17 protein-coding genes and 1 riboswitch are annotated in these 15009 nt (G+C 38.3%); of the genes, 15 read left to right on the top strand and 2 right to left on the bottom strand.

Going from position 1 to position 15009, the window contains the following annotated elements; genetic code table 11:
• Window positions 1-5 precede the first annotated feature (5 nt).
• The 8 genes from ACQY77_RS02360 to ACQY77_RS02325 all read left to right on the top strand — a co-directional run bounded on the left by ACQY77_RS02360 (window position 6) and on the right by ACQY77_RS02325 (window position 7651).
• A complete protein-coding gene (locus ACQY77_RS02360; protein ID WP_421939593.1) occupies window positions 6-1103 on the top strand; it encodes a DUF5074 domain-containing protein in 1098 nt (365 codons plus the stop codon).
• Window positions 1104-1237: 134 nt separating this feature from the next.
• Window positions 1238-1430: riboswitch (cobalamin riboswitch) on the top strand.
• A gap of 96 nt (window positions 1431-1526) precedes the next feature.
• Window positions 1527-3401 carry a TonB-dependent receptor plug domain-containing protein gene (locus ACQY77_RS02355; protein ID WP_421939594.1) on the top strand — a complete coding sequence of 625 codons (1875 nt, stop codon included), beginning with the start codon at window positions 1527-1529 and terminating at the stop codon, window positions 3399-3401.
• 37 nt (window positions 3402-3438) lie between these two features.
• Window positions 3439-4026 carry a DUF6580 family putative transport protein gene (locus tag ACQY77_RS02350; protein ID WP_421939595.1) on the top strand — a complete coding sequence of 196 codons (588 nt, stop codon included), beginning with the start codon at window positions 3439-3441 and terminating at the stop codon, window positions 4024-4026.
• A gap of 93 nt (window positions 4027-4119) precedes the next feature.
• Window positions 4120-5049, top strand: coding sequence for an ABC transporter substrate-binding protein (locus ACQY77_RS02345; RefSeq protein ID WP_421939596.1), 930 nt, complete (start codon window positions 4120-4122; stop codon window positions 5047-5049).
• Between the two features lie 139 nt (window positions 5050-5188).
• Window positions 5189-5878 carry an SIR2 family NAD-dependent protein deacylase gene (locus tag ACQY77_RS02340; RefSeq protein ID WP_421939597.1) on the top strand — a complete coding sequence of 230 codons (690 nt, stop codon included), beginning with the start codon at window positions 5189-5191 and terminating at the stop codon, window positions 5876-5878.
• A complete protein-coding gene (locus ACQY77_RS02335; protein ID WP_421939598.1) occupies window positions 5871-6593 on the top strand; it encodes a diphthine--ammonia ligase in 723 nt (240 codons plus the stop codon). The genes ACQY77_RS02340 and ACQY77_RS02335 overlap by 8 nt, the downstream gene beginning before the upstream one ends.
• Before the next feature lie 127 nt (window positions 6594-6720).
• Entirely contained in the window at window positions 6721-7218 is a 498-nt protein-coding gene (locus ACQY77_RS02330) for a YMGG-like glycine zipper-containing protein (protein WP_421939599.1), read from the top strand.
• Window positions 7219-7315: 97 nt separating this feature from the next.
• Window positions 7316-7651: a Dabb family protein gene (locus ACQY77_RS02325; RefSeq protein WP_421939600.1), complete on the top strand. Its 336-nt coding sequence runs from the start codon at window positions 7316-7318 to the stop codon at window positions 7649-7651.
• A 648-nt stretch (window positions 7652-8299) separates the two neighbouring features.
• Here the strand turns inward: ACQY77_RS02325 and ACQY77_RS02320 are convergent.
• Entirely contained in the window at window positions 8300-8551 is a 252-nt protein-coding gene (locus ACQY77_RS02320) for a hypothetical protein (protein ID WP_421939601.1), read from the bottom strand.
• A 17-nt stretch (window positions 8552-8568) separates the two neighbouring features.
• Entirely contained in the window at window positions 8569-9282 is a 714-nt protein-coding gene (locus ACQY77_RS02315) for a DUF3291 domain-containing protein (protein ID WP_421939602.1), read from the bottom strand.
• Window positions 9283-9424: 142 nt separating this feature from the next.
• Here ACQY77_RS02315 and ACQY77_RS02310 point away from each other — a divergent pair, with 142 nt between their 5' ends.
• From ACQY77_RS02310 to ACQY77_RS02280, 7 genes are all read left to right on the top strand, one after another.
• Window positions 9425-9901 carry a GAF domain-containing protein gene (locus ACQY77_RS02310; RefSeq protein ID WP_421939603.1) on the top strand — a complete coding sequence of 159 codons (477 nt, stop codon included), beginning with the start codon at window positions 9425-9427 and terminating at the stop codon, window positions 9899-9901.
• Window positions 9902-9914: 13 nt separating this feature from the next.
• Window positions 9915-10520 carry a DNA-3-methyladenine glycosylase gene (locus tag ACQY77_RS02305; RefSeq protein ID WP_421939604.1) on the top strand — a complete coding sequence of 202 codons (606 nt, stop codon included), beginning with the start codon at window positions 9915-9917 and terminating at the stop codon, window positions 10518-10520.
• 69 nt (window positions 10521-10589) lie between these two features.
• Window positions 10590-11078, top strand: a complete 489-nt coding sequence (locus ACQY77_RS02300; protein WP_421939605.1) for a pyridoxamine 5'-phosphate oxidase family protein — start codon at window positions 10590-10592, stop codon at window positions 11076-11078.
• A gap of 62 nt (window positions 11079-11140) precedes the next feature.
• A complete protein-coding gene (gene kynU / locus ACQY77_RS02295; RefSeq protein ID WP_421939606.1) occupies window positions 11141-12427 on the top strand; it encodes a kynureninase in 1287 nt (428 codons plus the stop codon).
• A 100-nt stretch (window positions 12428-12527) separates the two neighbouring features.
• Entirely contained in the window at window positions 12528-13388 is an 861-nt protein-coding gene (locus tag ACQY77_RS02290; protein ID WP_421939607.1) for a bestrophin family protein, read from the top strand.
• On the top strand, window positions 13388-14290 hold the full coding sequence (locus tag ACQY77_RS02285) for a histone deacetylase (protein ID WP_421939608.1): 903 nt from the start codon (window positions 13388-13390) through the stop codon (window positions 14288-14290). Before ACQY77_RS02290 ends, ACQY77_RS02285 begins: the two co-directional genes overlap by 1 nt.
• A 27-nt stretch (window positions 14291-14317) precedes the next feature.
• Window positions 14318-15001 (top strand): pseudouridine synthase, encoded by a 684-nt coding sequence (locus ACQY77_RS02280; RefSeq protein WP_421939609.1) that lies wholly within the window; start codon window positions 14318-14320, stop codon window positions 14999-15001.
• Window positions 15002-15009: the final 8 nt, after the last annotated feature.

The raw sequence follows: 15009 nt of genomic DNA, 5'->3' as shown, positions 1-15009 counted from the left end.
ATATAATGAGATCATTAAACACAAAACAACTTTTTATTGGAATATTTATCACGCTTTTGGGCGCCGCCTGTAAGAAGGATGCGGCAGTAGAACCCGAGGTACAACCTGTTGCTAAAGGAAAATATGAAAATGGATTTTTCATTGTGAACGAAGGATGGTTCGGGCATGGCACAGGAGAACTGAACTTCTTTGATTACAGCACCGGGAAATTAACAGACAGCCTTTTTAAACGGGAAAATCCTGGTAAAGATTTAAAACCAGAAGGCTCAACCCTGCAGTACGGGACTATCTTTAACAATAATTTATACCTGGTGAGTAAAGTTGGTGGACCAGTTGTAGTAGTTGATGCATTTACATTGAAAGAAAAGGCCAGGATTGCTGCCAAGGGCGGTAACGATTGGCGGGCTTTTTTAGGAATTGATGAAAATACAGGGCTTTTGAGTAGTTCAAGTGGCGTTTACCTGGTTAACCTTAAAAATATGACCGCCTATGCTAAGCTAGTTGGTGCAGACGGACAAGTTGGTGATATGATTAAAGCAGGTAATTACATTTTTATGCACAGTGCAACAGACGGATTACTCATTTACAATGCTTCAGATTATACTTTAAACAGAAAGATTAAAGGAATGACGGTAGGATTTGCCAAAACTCCAAATGGTAAAGTTTGGTATGCAGGTGCTAAATACCTGTATCAAACAGATCCGCAAACTTTGGCTAAAGATAGTGTGAGCCTGAGCTTTACCACTTATTCTTCATGGGGAGCATGGCATGCGGGGTCAATTGCTGCATCGACCAAAGACAACGTAGTTTATTTACTAAAAACCGGAAGCTTTGGTGGTGGAAGTGAAGTGTATAAATATGATGGAAATGCAAACACTTTGAATGCACCTTTTGCAACCAATCCGGAAAAACAAATTTTCTATGGTAAGGGGATCGGCTTTGATTCAAAATTAAATCAGGTTGTGATCCAAACGGTACAATCAGGTTATGGAGCCAATTATGCCATCAATAATTTGTATTTCTATGATCCCGCAGGAACACTAAAGAATACTTTATCATATGATGGGTATCATTTCCCTGCGGTCACCGTGTTTCATCAATAAACATTATGGTCGGTCTTTTAGGGTATTGTTTCATTTGCATGCAAACTAGAGACTCCAAACTAAAGACTCCAAACTAATTAAAACCGCTCTCTCTTTACAAAGGTTTGCTGATATACAAGCAAACCTTTTTTTGTTACCTTTGCAGCGCTTTTGGTTTCCGGCTTTAAAATCGGAATTAAAAGGGAATGCAGTGTGAATCTGCAACTGTCCCGCAGCTGTAAGCTCTGTAACGGTTTTTCGTTCTACAAACCACTGTTTTCATCCGGAAATGGGAAGGTAGAAAAACCGGGAGTAAGTCAGAATACCTGCCACCAGCGTATAATTTCATAGCTTTCGGGGATTGAAGCTAGGATTGAGATACTTAAATTTCGTATTTTCATTTCCTTTTCTAATCTGTTGGCTGTGGGCAAAACTCACAATCAAATGAACAAAAAAAGTATTCTAATTGCCGCAAGTCTGGGATTTGTGCAATTAACCATTAGCCAGTTGGCCAATGCACAAGACAGTCTGCAACTAAAAGATGTAGTGATTACCGCCACTAAAAATGATCAGAAACAATCGCAAACGGGTAAGGTGGTTACCATTATCAGTAAAGAAGTTTTAGAGAGAAGTCATGGTAAATCTTTGCCAGAGCTATTAAATGAGCAAGCAGGGATTTTAGTTTCTGGCGCTACTGGTAATCCGGGACAAAATAAATCCGTTTTTTTTAGAGGAGCCGCCAGCGGGTATACTGTCGTATTAATTGATGGTATTGTACAGAATGACCCTTCAGGAAATGGCGGGGCTTTTGATTTACGCCAGTTTTCAATAGATCAGATCGATCACATTGAAATTTTGAGAGGTGGTCAGTCTACTATTTACGGTTCTGATGCCGTTGCAGGTGTTATCAATATCATTACCAAAAAAGCCGGTCCTAAAGGAAATACCATTTACGGTGTAGCTTCTGCCGGAAGTTACGAGAGTTACAAAGGAACCATTGGTTTAAATGGAAGGGTAGAGGGTTTTAGTTACAATATAAACTATACGCATAATAAAACTGATGGCATTTCTGAAGCTGCGGCACCCGTTGGAAGTACAGCCGCCATGGATAAAGATGGCTTCAAGGCTGATGGTGTAAATGCTAATTTCGGAATCCAGCTAGACAAGAATTTTTCTGTTAATCCGTTTTTGCGCTATTTTTATGGAAATTATAAAATTGATGAAGATGCTTTCACAGATGGCTCACCAGATAATCATTCTATTTTAAAGCAATTCTCAGGTGGTGTTAATTCTATTTATAAATTTAATACAGGTAAAGTCACTTTGAATTATAGCTATGAAACGACTTCGAATGATGCACAAACAACTTTCATGGGTTTTCCATCAAATTATTCAAGTAATGGCAGAATCAATATTGTTGATTTGTTCTACAACCAGAAGATCAATGATAAACTTGATTTACTAGTAGGTGTAGACAACAGAGCAGTTAAATTAATAAGCGGATCAAACTCACCTAAAACGAATATTTTTGCCGCTTACGGTTCATTATTTTTACATGACTTAAGCATTTTCAATTTAGAAGTAGGTGGAAGATATAACAAACACGATCAATATGGAGAAAATTATACTTATACCATTACCCCAAGCATCAACATTATAAAAGAGATTAAACTTTTTGGTACCGTTTCAACCGCATTTAAAGTGCCTACTTTGAGTATGTTATTTGGGCAGTTTGGTGCAAATCTGAACCTCAAACCAGAGCGATCTCAAAATTATGAAGCTGGTGCAAACTTCAGCTTTGCGGATGAAAAATTTAACTTAAGGTTAGTTGCGTTTAAACGTAATATTACAGACGCTATTATTGCTCCGGCTAGCAATGGTTATAACTACATTAATTTAACTTCAGAACAAAAAGCTAAGGGTTTTGAAATTGAACCGGCTGTGAATTTAGGTGTTTTTAATTTTAACGGCTACTACGCCTTTGTGAAAGGGGGAGATGGACAAGTTGATTACCTTATCAGAAGACCAAAACATACATTTGGTTTAAATGCGGGAGTCCATGCTACCCAAAATCTATATGTAAGTGCCAATTACCGTTATTTCGGTAAACGTTTTGATACCAATTATGGAACTGGTATGGTGGAAGAACTCTCATACTACAAATTATTAAGCGCTTATGCTGAATATGCCCTGTTCAATAAAAACGTTAAAATTTTCTTTGATGCGAAAAATATCCTGAATGAGAAATACAATGAATTTATTGGTTACAGCACAATGGGCTTCAATTTTAACGCGGGTGTAAGTTTTAATATCAGATAAAAAACTTAACTTTGTATAACATTAAATCAACCATAAAATGTCTAATTTAAGATTCAATCCACGTAACTTAACTTTACTATTAATGATTTTAGTCATTACAGTATTTCGTTTAGTGGTTACATTCAATTCTGAAGCACTTCAGTTTGCTAACTTTTCATCAATTGGAGCGGTAGCATTATTTGGGGGAGCCTATTTTAAAGATAACTTAAAAGCTTTCGCTTTTCCGATTTTAAGTTTGTTAATTAGTGATGTAGTATTATACACCACCATATATAAACAATACGTAGATATCTTATTGATTCAGGAAACGTATACTTATTTGGCGATTATCTTAATGGTGTTAGCAGGTAGATTACTATTGAAAAAAGTAACCGTAGCTAATCTTTTGTTATCCACTTTGGCGATTGTATTTATCCACTGGATTGTTAGTGATTTCGGGTCGTGGTACAAAAACCCATTGTTTACTCAGGATTTAGCGGGTTTTTGGAACTGTCTGGTAAAAGCAATTCCTTTTGAAATTAGATTCTTAGAAGGAACGTTGATTTATGGAGCCATCCTTTTTGGAGGTTTCGAATTGTTAAAAGCAAAATATCCTGTGCTTAAACTTAAAGCACAAACCCTATAATTTTTTAAGGTTTCTATAATTAAGATCCTCTTTTGAACCATTCAGAAGGGGATTTTTTTTAACTTAGTATTTCATTACACGGATTTAAATTCTATGAAAGTTGTTTCTTTTTTGCCTGCTGCAACCAAAATGATTTATGATATGGGCTTGCAGGAATACCTTTATGGTGTAACGTTCGAATGCCCGAAAGAAGCCGAACACACGCCTAAAGTGGTACGTTGTATTCTGGAAGGCAAGCATTATTCGAGCATTGAAATCGATCGTATTTTTTCTGCCTCTAAAGCGCAGGGAAAAAGCTTATATTGGGTAGATGACGAGCTTCTGGAAAGCATTGCGCCGGATATTGTTTTTACCCAGGACGTTTGTGAAGTGTGCAATATTGATACGGTATGTACCGAAACTGCAGTTATGAAGTTAAGTAAACAGCCTCAGCTTGTTCCTTTGTCTCCAAACAACCTGCAGGATGTTTTTGAATGTGCATTAACGATTGCCCGGGCAATGGGTAAAGAGGAAGTAGCACTTCATTATTTAGCTTCACTTCAAAAGAAAACAGATGGGATATTGGATACTCTACGTGCCAACAAAGCACCACTAAAGCGGATAATGTTAATGGAATGGATAGCACCTATTTATAATTGTGGACATTGGATTCCCTTCCAGATTGCGGCTGCGGGTGGTGTAGATATGCTTTCTAATCCAGCAGGAGACTCTATTGTAACACCATGGGATAAAATTGTCAGGTACAATCCTGAAGTTTTGGTTATTGCACCATGTGGCTTTGATGTGGGCAGAACCCGTGAAGAAATCTCTGTTCTAACGGCTAAACCAGGCTGGGATGAGCTTGCTGCGGTGAAAAATAATCAAGTTTATTTAGCTGATTTCGATATGTTTACCCAACCCAGTATTGGTACGCTTGTAGCCGGTATCGAAGCACTTTCCTGTATGTTTCATCCAGAGATATTTAAGGCTGATGAAGTGGTTGCTAAAAAGTTTGTAAAATTTGATAACCTTGTTCATCACTAAATGAAAATATGAGGCTTTCATTGTTTGTGTTATTGCTGCTCCTGATTACATTATCGGATTTGGTGATACCTGTTTTGGTAAGTATGATTTGATAAAATCATTGTTTCAATCTGTAGGGATTAAAAATATTAATTGAATAATGAAAAAACTAGTGGTTTTAACTGGTGCAGGAATCAGTGCAGAGAGCGGTTTAAAAACCTTCCGCGATAGCGATGGATTATGGGAAGGATATAATGTTTACGACGTAGCTACTCCCGAGGCCTGGGAACGAAATCCCGCTTTGGTGCAAACTTTTTACAATGAAAGGCGCAAACAAGTAATGGTTGCACAACCCAATAATGCTCACCAGATCTTAGCTGATCTGGAGCAACATTACGATGTAGAAATCATTACGCAGAATATAGATGACCTCCATGAGCGGGCAGGTTCTCGTAAAGTTACGCATCTCCATGGTATCATTACCCGGTCGCAATCGGATAAAAAAGCATCTTTAACTTATCCCATAGAAGGTGATGAAATCCGTATGGGCGAATTGTGTGAGTTGGGTTCTCAGCTACGCCCGCATGTGGTGTGGTTCGGAGAATCTGTACCCATGATAGAAGTGGCGGCTAAAATATGCCAGCGTGCAGATGTTTTTTTACTCGTTGGTACCTCCCTGGCAGTGTACCCTGCGGCCGGACTTCTGGGCTATGTTCCGCACACCACTATAAAATATGTGGTCGATCCAAATATACCTGATGTGGGGCGATATAAAAATGTAACCACTATTGCGGAGAAAGCAGGTTTTGGTATGCAGAAGTTAAAGGAAATACTGATTAGTAATGCTTAAGCGAAAGTGTATTTTCAACTGGAGTGGAGGGAAGGACAGTACTTTAGCACTACACTACGCACTTCAGGATCCTACTATAGAAATTTGTTATCTGGTAACTACAATAAGTGAAAAATATAGTCGCGTGTCTATGCATGGCGTTCGGGATACTTTATTGGTTAAGCAAGCGGAGAGCATTGGTATTCCGCTTTATGAGATCAGGTTGCCTGAAATGCCCGATATGAAAACCTATGATGATACGATGCGAAATCATCTAGGTCACTTTAAAGCTTCAGGCATTACACACGCTATTTTTGGAGATATTTTTCTGGAAGATCTGAGGGCTTACCGGGAGAATAAGTTGGCCGAACTTGGTCTGAAAGCAATATTTCCGATTTGGAAAAAGGACACTAATGCGCTAATCGATGAATTTTTAGACCTTGGATACCAAACCATAATGGTTTGCACACAAAAGAATTTAGCACAATTTTGTGGTCAGGTCATAACCAAAACACTGATTGGCCAACTTCCTGAAGGGGTAGATCCATGCGGAGAAAATGGCGAGTTCCATACATTTGCATTTCAAGGGCCAATTTTTAAAAAAAGTATTCCTTTTGTACTTGGAGAAAAGGTATATAGAACCTATCAGGCTCCAAAGAAAGACAAATCTGAGCCCGATTCTGTATGTGATAGTGCTGCTGATCTAGGCTTTTGGTACATGGATTTAATAGATTAATTTTTCTATTTAAAACATTTTGGCATCATTTTTTCTTTAGTGTATGTAATTAACTAAAACACTTACAAATAAAACCTGCTTCAGCTGGTTAGGATGCTTAAGCAAGATTTTAATAAAAAAAGAAGTTATGAAAAAGATATTGGTAGTAATCGCATTAAGTTCAGTGATGTTTGCTTGTAACAATAAAGCAAAAGAAGAAGAAGCATTAAGACAACAGGAAGCTCAAAAACAATTAGCCATTAAAGCTGTAAAAGATAGTTTAAGATTAGATAGCTTTAAAAGGGCAGAAGTAGCTAAAAAAGAAGCAGAAGTTCAGGCTAAACATGAAGCAGAATTAGCTGCTGCCAGAAGGGCTGGACAACGTTCTGCTGCTTATTCTGGTTCAGGAGGTTCATCGTCATCAAGTTCTTACGGTGGTACACAACCAACTGCAAAGAAAAAAGGATGGAGTGATGCAGCTAAAGGTGCCGTAATTGGTGGCGCTGCAGGTGCTGTTGGTGGTGCGTTAATTGACAAGAAAAAAGGTAGGGGTGCAATTATTGGCGGATTAGTTGGTGCTGGTGGCGGTTATTTAATCGGTAGAGGTGAAGACAGAAAATCTGGCCGCGTGCAGCCTAAGAACTAGTTATAGGTTCTCAAATATTTGAAGAGCGGTTATGGGAACATAACCGCTTTTTTTGTGGCTGCTAAAATCATTTCTATATTTATCAAAATAATCCATTATGAACGATAACATTCAACCAGCTAAAGGACAAATACAGCATTTTGTAATGTTCTGGCTAAAGCCACAATTAACTCAAACTGAAATAGCCAACTTTGCACAATTCTTCGAAAGTTTAAGGCCAATTAAATATATTAAATCATTAAGCTACGGACTGGCTGCCTCAACACCAGTTAGACCGGTAACCGATAATTCGTTTACTTATTCGTTAACCATAACTTTTGATAATATCGCAGATCATAACGCTTATCAGGAAGACAAGTTACATTTGGACGCCGTAGAGAAATTTTCAAATAACTGGTACAGGGTCGTAGTGCATGATACGGTAAGCTCGTAACAATAATCCCGCTCTGAGTACCCCAACAGGAGCGACATCGGTTGGTTTCACCATCAACCGAAACTTTTCTTTTATCGGTCTCTGTGATTTCGAATATTCGACCTATAGGGTAGGTGTCCACACCGACCGAAACCTCTAATTTCTATTTATTCTTCGGGAGTGGGGGTGTATTAAAGATGCTGTTAGCTTCAATGTATGGGTTGGCGTCGACACCCATCTCAATTAATGTTTTGTACTGAAATTTTTTATTACCTAACCATTTAGTCAAAACCAATATGCAGAATATGGGGTCTATCGGTTGGTGTCATCACCTACCGAAACCTCTGATTTTCTATTGATTCTTCGGGAGTGCATGTTTATTAAAGACGCTGTTCCTTTAATCTATGGGTTGATATCGCTAACCACTTCAATTATAGTTTTATACTGTAATTGCCTATAACTTACCATTTATTTGGTGAAAATAGCATACAGAATATTGTTTTGTTGTGTTATTTAATTGTTTTAAAATCAATTATTTACATATCATAATATGAATGATCAATTTATTTAAACGGTTTGTAGGTGCTCTTAAAACACCTGTTTTTATAAAATATAATTCTGTTAAAGATGTTAATGTATTGTATTTCAGTTAGTTGTGTTGATTAATATTTAGAATTGGTGTCGTTTATAAGCAGCAGTAAAATCAGTTCGCATGATTTTAAAGCGCTCTATTACTGTTCCGATAAATTCCTCATCGAGAATTTCAAAAACATCATTTACGCCTCCTCCACTTAAGTCAAGTTCGGCCAATTTATAACTTTGCTCAAAAGTCCCTTGCTCAAATTTGACTATATATTTCTGGTTCATCGAAAAGATCGTAATCTTACATTCGGGATGTGGAAGTTCTGCTATAACTCTCATGTTTTTCTAATTAGTTGTTAAATGTTGTCTTGGAGGGAAAATCCATTTAAGCTGCCCCAGCTTTCCAGGATTTCAAAGCGGGCAAATAGTTCTTCCGAATACCAGTTGCGGCTTCTGGTGAGTTTGATTACATCAGCATGGTTGAAACTCTTATATGCATAGTTTTTCATGTGATCTGCACTCTTCCAAATGGAAAATGTAGCCTGGTCAAGAAAAGGATTCTCTCCAATGCCGGCAGACAGAATAAAGCCCTCTGCTTTTCGCATTTCTTCAGCTGCTCTGCTAATATTGCTTCTAAATTCTTTTAGCCGGTTAAAACGGATCGCTGCCCGGGTAATAACGGCAATCTTATTGCCTGGTATCTCGGTTCTTTTATTGTATTTAAATGGTTCTTTACCTGACCATAATCCATGACTAGATAAAGGGTTAAGTAAGATGGTGAATTCTTCATTTCCGAAGAATCGAAACCATTTTATAGGAAATGATTTGTGGTAAAATTGATCTGCATCCGTCTTATTATCCCAGGTGGTTAAAACGGCCCAGTGTTTAAAATCCGGGGCTAAATCTACTTGTGCGTTTTTTCCGCTCCCCATCAATTTCCAGAATCCACATTTTCGGTTTAACCATAATGGAAACCTTAAAACGACCATCCCTAAAAAAGCAAATGGAATTGTAAATGACCGGAATTTAGTAATCGTAAGCGCAACAACCATAATTAATAATCTGGTCAAAACTAATAAATTTTAAGCCTTTAAAGCTTCGTTGTGGAAAGCTATTGCGATTGTTAGCAAGAATTTAGTCATTAAATGAGCTTTGGTGTCAGATAACACAAATCCTAGTTAACTTTGTTATCATTAATTTAATTATATAGTCATGGCCGAGGATTTAATTATCGATAGAAACATCACAAAAGCAGAGCAATATCAATCAATCATTCCGCAGATCGAAGCGCTTTTAACTGGTGAGGACGATTTTGTAGCCAATATGGCTAATGTAGCTGCTGCCCTTAAAGAGCAGTTTAATTGGTTTTGGGTTGGTTTTTACTTAGTGAAGAATGAAGAATTAGTTTTGGGCCCATTTCAGGGACCTGTTGCATGCACCCGGATTAGAAAGGGTAAAGGGGTTTGTGGCACATCGTGGGAAAAGAATGAAGTCCTTATTGTTCCGGATGTTGATCAGTTTCCCGGGCATATTGCCTGCGCTTCAGCTTCCAGATCGGAGATCGTTTTGCCTTTAGTTAAATCGGGGGAAGTGATTGGTGTACTGGATGTAGATAGTGAATTTCTGGGTCAATTTGATGAAGTAGATAAGGTTAATTTAGAGGTTATTATTAATACTTTGTTAAAGTAATTATTTAGTTATTTTGAAATTAGATCCCGCTTATTATCTTAATCAAGATGTGTTATTCCTGGCCAAAGATCTTTTGGGTAAAGTACTCTTTACGAAAATTGATGGTGAGATAACTGCTGGTATCATCGTTGAAACAGAGGCTTACTTTGGTGTACAGGATAAAGCTTCTCATGCTTACGGAGGCAGGCGTACCAACCGTACCGAAACAATGTATAGCGAAGGTGGGATTTCCTATGTTTATCTCTGTTATGGAATGCATCATTTGTTCAATATTGTGAGCTCGGTAAAAGATGAGCCACATGCCATATTGATACGGGCAATTGAACCCTTAATTGGCAAAGAGATTATCGAATTCAGAAGGAGCATGCCATCAACAAAGGCAGCCATTTCAGCTGGTCCCGGGTCAGCTGCCAAAGCCCTGGGCATAGATCGATCCTTTAATGCCAAACATTTACATGGCGAAGAGGTCTGGCTGGAAGATCATGGAATCCGATATTCGGATGAGGAGATTGTTGCAACACCGCGTGTTGGTATTGCCTATGCGCAGGAACACGCATTACTGCCCTGGAGATTTTTCGTTAAAGGCAACAAATATGTAAGCAAACCAAATAAAGTTTAAACCCCTGGGCGCTAGATATCTTAAAACATTCCCGCTATTGATACTGTTTTTCTTTCAAATATCTTGATCATGAAAAACGAAAAAAATATAGCTATTCTGAAAGAAATGGCCGAAAGCGTACGTATCTGTATGTTTACTACCTTTTCTAAAGAAGATGAGCTGGGAAGTCGTCCAATGGGTACGGCAAAAATTGAAGAGGATGGAAGTTTGTGGTTTTTTACAAATGAGTATTCTTTAAAATCTAAAGAAGTTTCAAAAGATAACCATGTGTTGCTGGCTTATAGTGACCCTGGTAAAAATACCTACCTTACTGTTAAGGGAACGGCTGAATTGATTGATGATAAGGTACGGAAAGAATCTTATTTTTCGCCATTCATTAAGGCCTGGTTTCCAGATGGAATAGATGATCCCCGGTTAATTTTAATAAAAGTAGTTCCGGATGCTGCCGAATACTGGGACGCCTCAGCATCCAGAATAGTTGTGCTGTTTAGCACATTAAAAGCTTTGCTTACTGGTGATACACCAGATCTGGGAAAACATGATACCATGAAATTTTAACTTACCGTAATTTCTTAAGAGCAGGATTGGAAACAATACCTGCTTTTTTGTAATATTGGGCGATGAATTTCGAAAACAATTTAGCATTCGCTAAGGGCCAGGATGCGGCCGATATATTAAAAGATTTTAGAAAGGAATTTCTTTTTCCTAAGCAAAATAATAAGGATTTTATCTATTTGTGCGGTAATTCTTTAGGTCTTCAGCCTAAAGTCGCTGAACAGGTATTAAAAAAGCAATTGGATAACTGGGCAAATTATGCAGTAGAAGGTTGGTTTGATGGGACTGAACCTTGGATGTTTTATCACAAAGAACTTAAAAAGCTGATGGCACCTATCGTAGGCGCACTTCCATCAGAAGTTTGTCCGATGAATACCCTAACCGTAAACCTACATTTGTTAATGGTTAGTTTCTATCAGCCAAAAGGAAAACGTTTCAAGATTATCATGGAAGGTGGTGCTTTTCCTTCTGATCAATACGCTATAGAAAGCCAGGTTCGTTTTCATGGCTACGATCCAACTGAAGCTATTATAGAGGTTTTTCCGAGGGAAGGTGAAGAAACCCTGCGTACAGCTGATATTCTTGCGCAGATCAAAGAAAATGGAGGTGATATTGCACTGGTGCTATTTGGTGGTATTAACTACTATACCGGACAATGGTACGATATGAAGGCGATTACAGAGATGGGGCATGAGATGGGTGCAATAGTTGGTTTTGATTTGGCGCATGCGGCAGGGAATGTACCTGTTAAATTACACGACTGGGATATTGATTTCGCTTGCTGGTGTTCATATAAATATCAAAATTCAGGTCCTGGTGGCATAAGTGGTATTTTTGTGCATGAAAAGCACTTCGAAGATCAAACATTAAACCGCTTTGCAGGATGGTGGGGTTACCAGGAACAACAACGTTTTAAAATGGAGAAAGGATTTGTGCCAGAGGCCGGAGCTGATGGCTGGCAGGTAAGTTGTACACAGGTAATGCCAATGGCACTGTACCATGCTTCCTTGCAGATCTTTGAAAAAGCAGGTTTCCTTGAGGTCCTCCGGAATAAAAGTATTACTTTGACTTCGTATCTTCAATTTATTATAAATGAGGTAAATATGTCTCTAGGAGTGCAGCAATACACGATTATTACACCGGAGAATCCTGAAGACAGAGGGGCACAACTATCAATTATTGCAGCTCAAAAAGGGAAGCAGGTTTTTGATGGTTTGGTGGCCGATAATATTCTTGGAGATTGGCGCGAACCGGATGTCATTCGCCTAAGTCCTGTGCCGCTTTACAATTCATTTGAAGATGTTTATTTAACAGGTCAAGCACTTTTAAAAGTCAGTAAGGAGCTTTTGTAGATTAAATTTTGACATTTTGACCGATCTGAATAGATGATAAATTCCAATAGGTTGAAAAAAAATATAAATCCATAACCAATACTTAACGCGTAACGTAATTATGATTAACTATAATCCGAAAGACTGGTTTACCTTTATCTTTCATATCCACAAGGCAGATACCTTCAGGAAGTTATGGCCGCTAATGCTTAGTGTGGCAATATTCTCGGGAATTGTGGCCTTTCTGGAGCTAAACGTATTCAAGCTTTCTAAAAGTGACTATGTGAGCAATATAGGTATGATGCACAGTCTTTTAGGATTTGTAATCTCTATGTTGTTGGTTTTTAGAACCAATACTTCCTATGATCGGTGGTGGGATGGGCGCAAGTTGTTGGGTGGTCTTACCAATGTTAGCCGTAATTTTGCCATGAAGATCAAAGCGCTGAGATTACCGGATGAAGATGTGCGATTTTTTGAATATGGCATTCCAAAGTATGCTTTTGCTCTAAAAGAACACCTCCGCGAGAAGCAATATTTTGGAAAAAACAGTTTTTTAATTGAAGTTGAAGGTACCAAGCATATTCCCAATCAAATTGCCAGCAGCATGATTTCCCGCTTGTACGATCTGTTGCAGCGCGGCCTGATCTCTCAGGAGCAACTCATCGTGCTTACGAATGATGTTAATCAGTTTACTGATATCTGCGGTGGCTGTGAACGGATTAAAAATACGCCAATCCCATTTTCGTATAGTGCTTTTATCAAGAAATTTATCTTTGTTTATGTATTAACCATTCCAATTGGATGGGTGTTTAGCCTGGGCTATTACCTGGTTTTAATTGTTCCATTTATTCTTTACGTGCTTGCCAGTTTAGAATTGATCGCAGAGGAAATTGAAAATCCCTTTGGTGAAGACGCAAACGACTTACCGGTTGATCAGATCTGTAACAATATTGAAAAACATGTTGAGGAGATTTTGGCTTAATGATTAAAATAGCCTGGCATCCACTCTATGCACACCCTTTGCCCGAAGGGCATAGATTTCCAATGCTCAAATATGAATTGATTCCTGAGCAGCTTTTGCATGAGGGGACTATTGAACAGCAGAACTTGTTCTCGCCCGGAATCGTGGATGAAGATATTGTACTGCTCAGCCATCAGCTCGAATACTGGCTTCAGTTAAAAAAACTGACCCTGCCACCAAGAGAACAACGAAGAATAGGTTTTCCTTTAACTTCACAATTAGTTGAGCGAGAATTACGGATTACACAGGGAACTATTGATGGTGCCGTGTTTGCTATCAGGCATGGAGTTGCTTTCAATGTTGCCGGAGGTACGCATCATGCTGGTAGTAAATGGGGAGAAGGTTTTTGTTTGTTAAATGATCAGGCTGTTGCAGCTAATTATTTGTTACATAAAGAATTAGTTAATTCTATTTTAATAATTGATTTAGATGTTCACCAAGGTAATGGAACCGCAGAAATATTCAGTAAAGAACCGCGTGTTTTCACGTTTTCTATGCATGGCGATAAAAACTTTCCATTCAGAAAGGAGATTTCAGATCTTGATATACCTCTGGATGATGGCTTAACTGATGATGCCTATTTGTCATTACTTTCTATCAACCTGCAAAAGGCATTTGAAAGTGCAAAACCTGATTTTGTTTTTTATCTCTCAGGAGTTGATGTTTTAGCTACAGATAAGCTGGGTAAACTTGCCTTAAGCAAATCGGCCTGTAAGGAAAGAGATCGTATGGTTTTAATGGCTTGTAAGGAAAGGGGACTTCCGGTTCAGATCAGTATGGGTGGTGGATATTCAGCTGATATTAAAGACATAGTGGATGCGCATTGTAATACTTATCGATTAGCATTCGATTTGTTTAGCTAATGGGTAAGAAACCTTATCTTCGCAGCGATGTTGGAAATCATTTATCAGGACGAATATTTAATAGCGATTAATAAACCACATGGATTATTAGTTCATCAATCATCCATTGCCAGAGATGCAACGGAATTTGCGTTGCAAATGCTTAGAGATCAGGTGGGTAAACACGTTAGTCCGGTACATCGCTTAGATAGAAAAACAAGTGGTATTTTGCTTTTTGCGCTTGATAAAGTCACTGAAGTGGCTATGCAACAGCAATTTATGAACGCAGAAACAGAAAAGAAATACCTGGCCATTTTACGGGGTTTCTCGCCAGATGCAATGGATATAGATTATCCTCTGGCAAAAGAGAACGGTACACTTCAGGAAGCTTTCACCGCTTTCAGGACCTTACAAAGAGCAGAAATTGAAGTGCCTTTTGGCAAACACTTAACCTCCCGATATTCTTTGGTTGAAGCTAGGCCAACAACAGGGCGTATGCATCAACTGAGAAAACATTTCAGCCATATTCTTCATCCCATTATTGGAGACCGAACCCATGGTTGTAATAAGCAAAATAAACTTTTTTTAGAAAAATGGAACATGACCACCATGTTATTGCACGCTTCTGAATTGAGTTTTATACATCCCATCACTTCAGCGCCTGTTCACTTAAAGGCTGAATTGCATGATGAATTTAAAAGAGTGATGGATTTTCTGAAAATGAAAGTCTAGCACAATTT

This window comes from Pedobacter sp. (genome assembly GCF_965279535.1).
Lineage (GTDB): Bacteria > Bacteroidota > Bacteroidia > Sphingobacteriales > Sphingobacteriaceae > Pedobacter.
Note: the sequence above shows the minus strand (reverse complement) of the source record. Positions and strands in the feature narration are given on the sequence as shown.

Bases quoted from the DNA above. Each gene is read 5' to 3' on its own strand.
- ACQY77_RS02360 (WP_421939593.1), top strand. From the start codon at position 6: ATGAGATCATTAAACACAAAACAACTTTTTATTGGAATATTTATCACG.
- ACQY77_RS02355 (WP_421939594.1), top strand. From the start codon at position 1,527: ATGAACAAAAAAAGTATTCTAATTGCCGCAAGTCTGGGATTTGTGCAA.
- ACQY77_RS02350 (WP_421939595.1), top strand. From the start codon at position 3,439: ATGTCTAATTTAAGATTCAATCCACGTAACTTAACTTTACTATTAATG.
- ACQY77_RS02345 (WP_421939596.1), top strand. From the start codon at position 4,120: ATGAAAGTTGTTTCTTTTTTGCCTGCTGCAACCAAAATGATTTATGAT.
- ACQY77_RS02340 (WP_421939597.1), top strand. From the start codon at position 5,189: ATGAAAAAACTAGTGGTTTTAACTGGTGCAGGAATCAGTGCAGAGAGC.
- ACQY77_RS02335 (WP_421939598.1), top strand. From the start codon at position 5,871: ATGCTTAAGCGAAAGTGTATTTTCAACTGGAGTGGAGGGAAGGACAGT.
- ACQY77_RS02330 (WP_421939599.1), top strand. From the start codon at position 6,721: ATGAAAAAGATATTGGTAGTAATCGCATTAAGTTCAGTGATGTTTGCT.
- ACQY77_RS02325 (WP_421939600.1), top strand. From the start codon at position 7,316: ATGAACGATAACATTCAACCAGCTAAAGGACAAATACAGCATTTTGTA.
- ACQY77_RS02320 (WP_421939601.1), bottom strand. From the start codon at position 8,551: ATGAGAGTTATAGCAGAACTTCCACATCCCGAATGTAAGATTACGATC.
- ACQY77_RS02310 (WP_421939603.1), top strand. From the start codon at position 9,425: ATGGCCGAGGATTTAATTATCGATAGAAACATCACAAAAGCAGAGCAA.
- ACQY77_RS02300 (WP_421939605.1), top strand. From the start codon at position 10,590: ATGAAAAACGAAAAAAATATAGCTATTCTGAAAGAAATGGCCGAAAGC.
- kynU (WP_421939606.1), top strand. From the start codon at position 11,141: ATGAATTTCGAAAACAATTTAGCATTCGCTAAGGGCCAGGATGCGGCC.
- ACQY77_RS02290 (WP_421939607.1), top strand. From the start codon at position 12,528: ATGATTAACTATAATCCGAAAGACTGGTTTACCTTTATCTTTCATATC.
- ACQY77_RS02285 (WP_421939608.1), top strand. From the start codon at position 13,388: ATGATTAAAATAGCCTGGCATCCACTCTATGCACACCCTTTGCCCGAA.
- ACQY77_RS02280 (WP_421939609.1), top strand. From the start codon at position 14,318: ATGTTGGAAATCATTTATCAGGACGAATATTTAATAGCGATTAATAAA.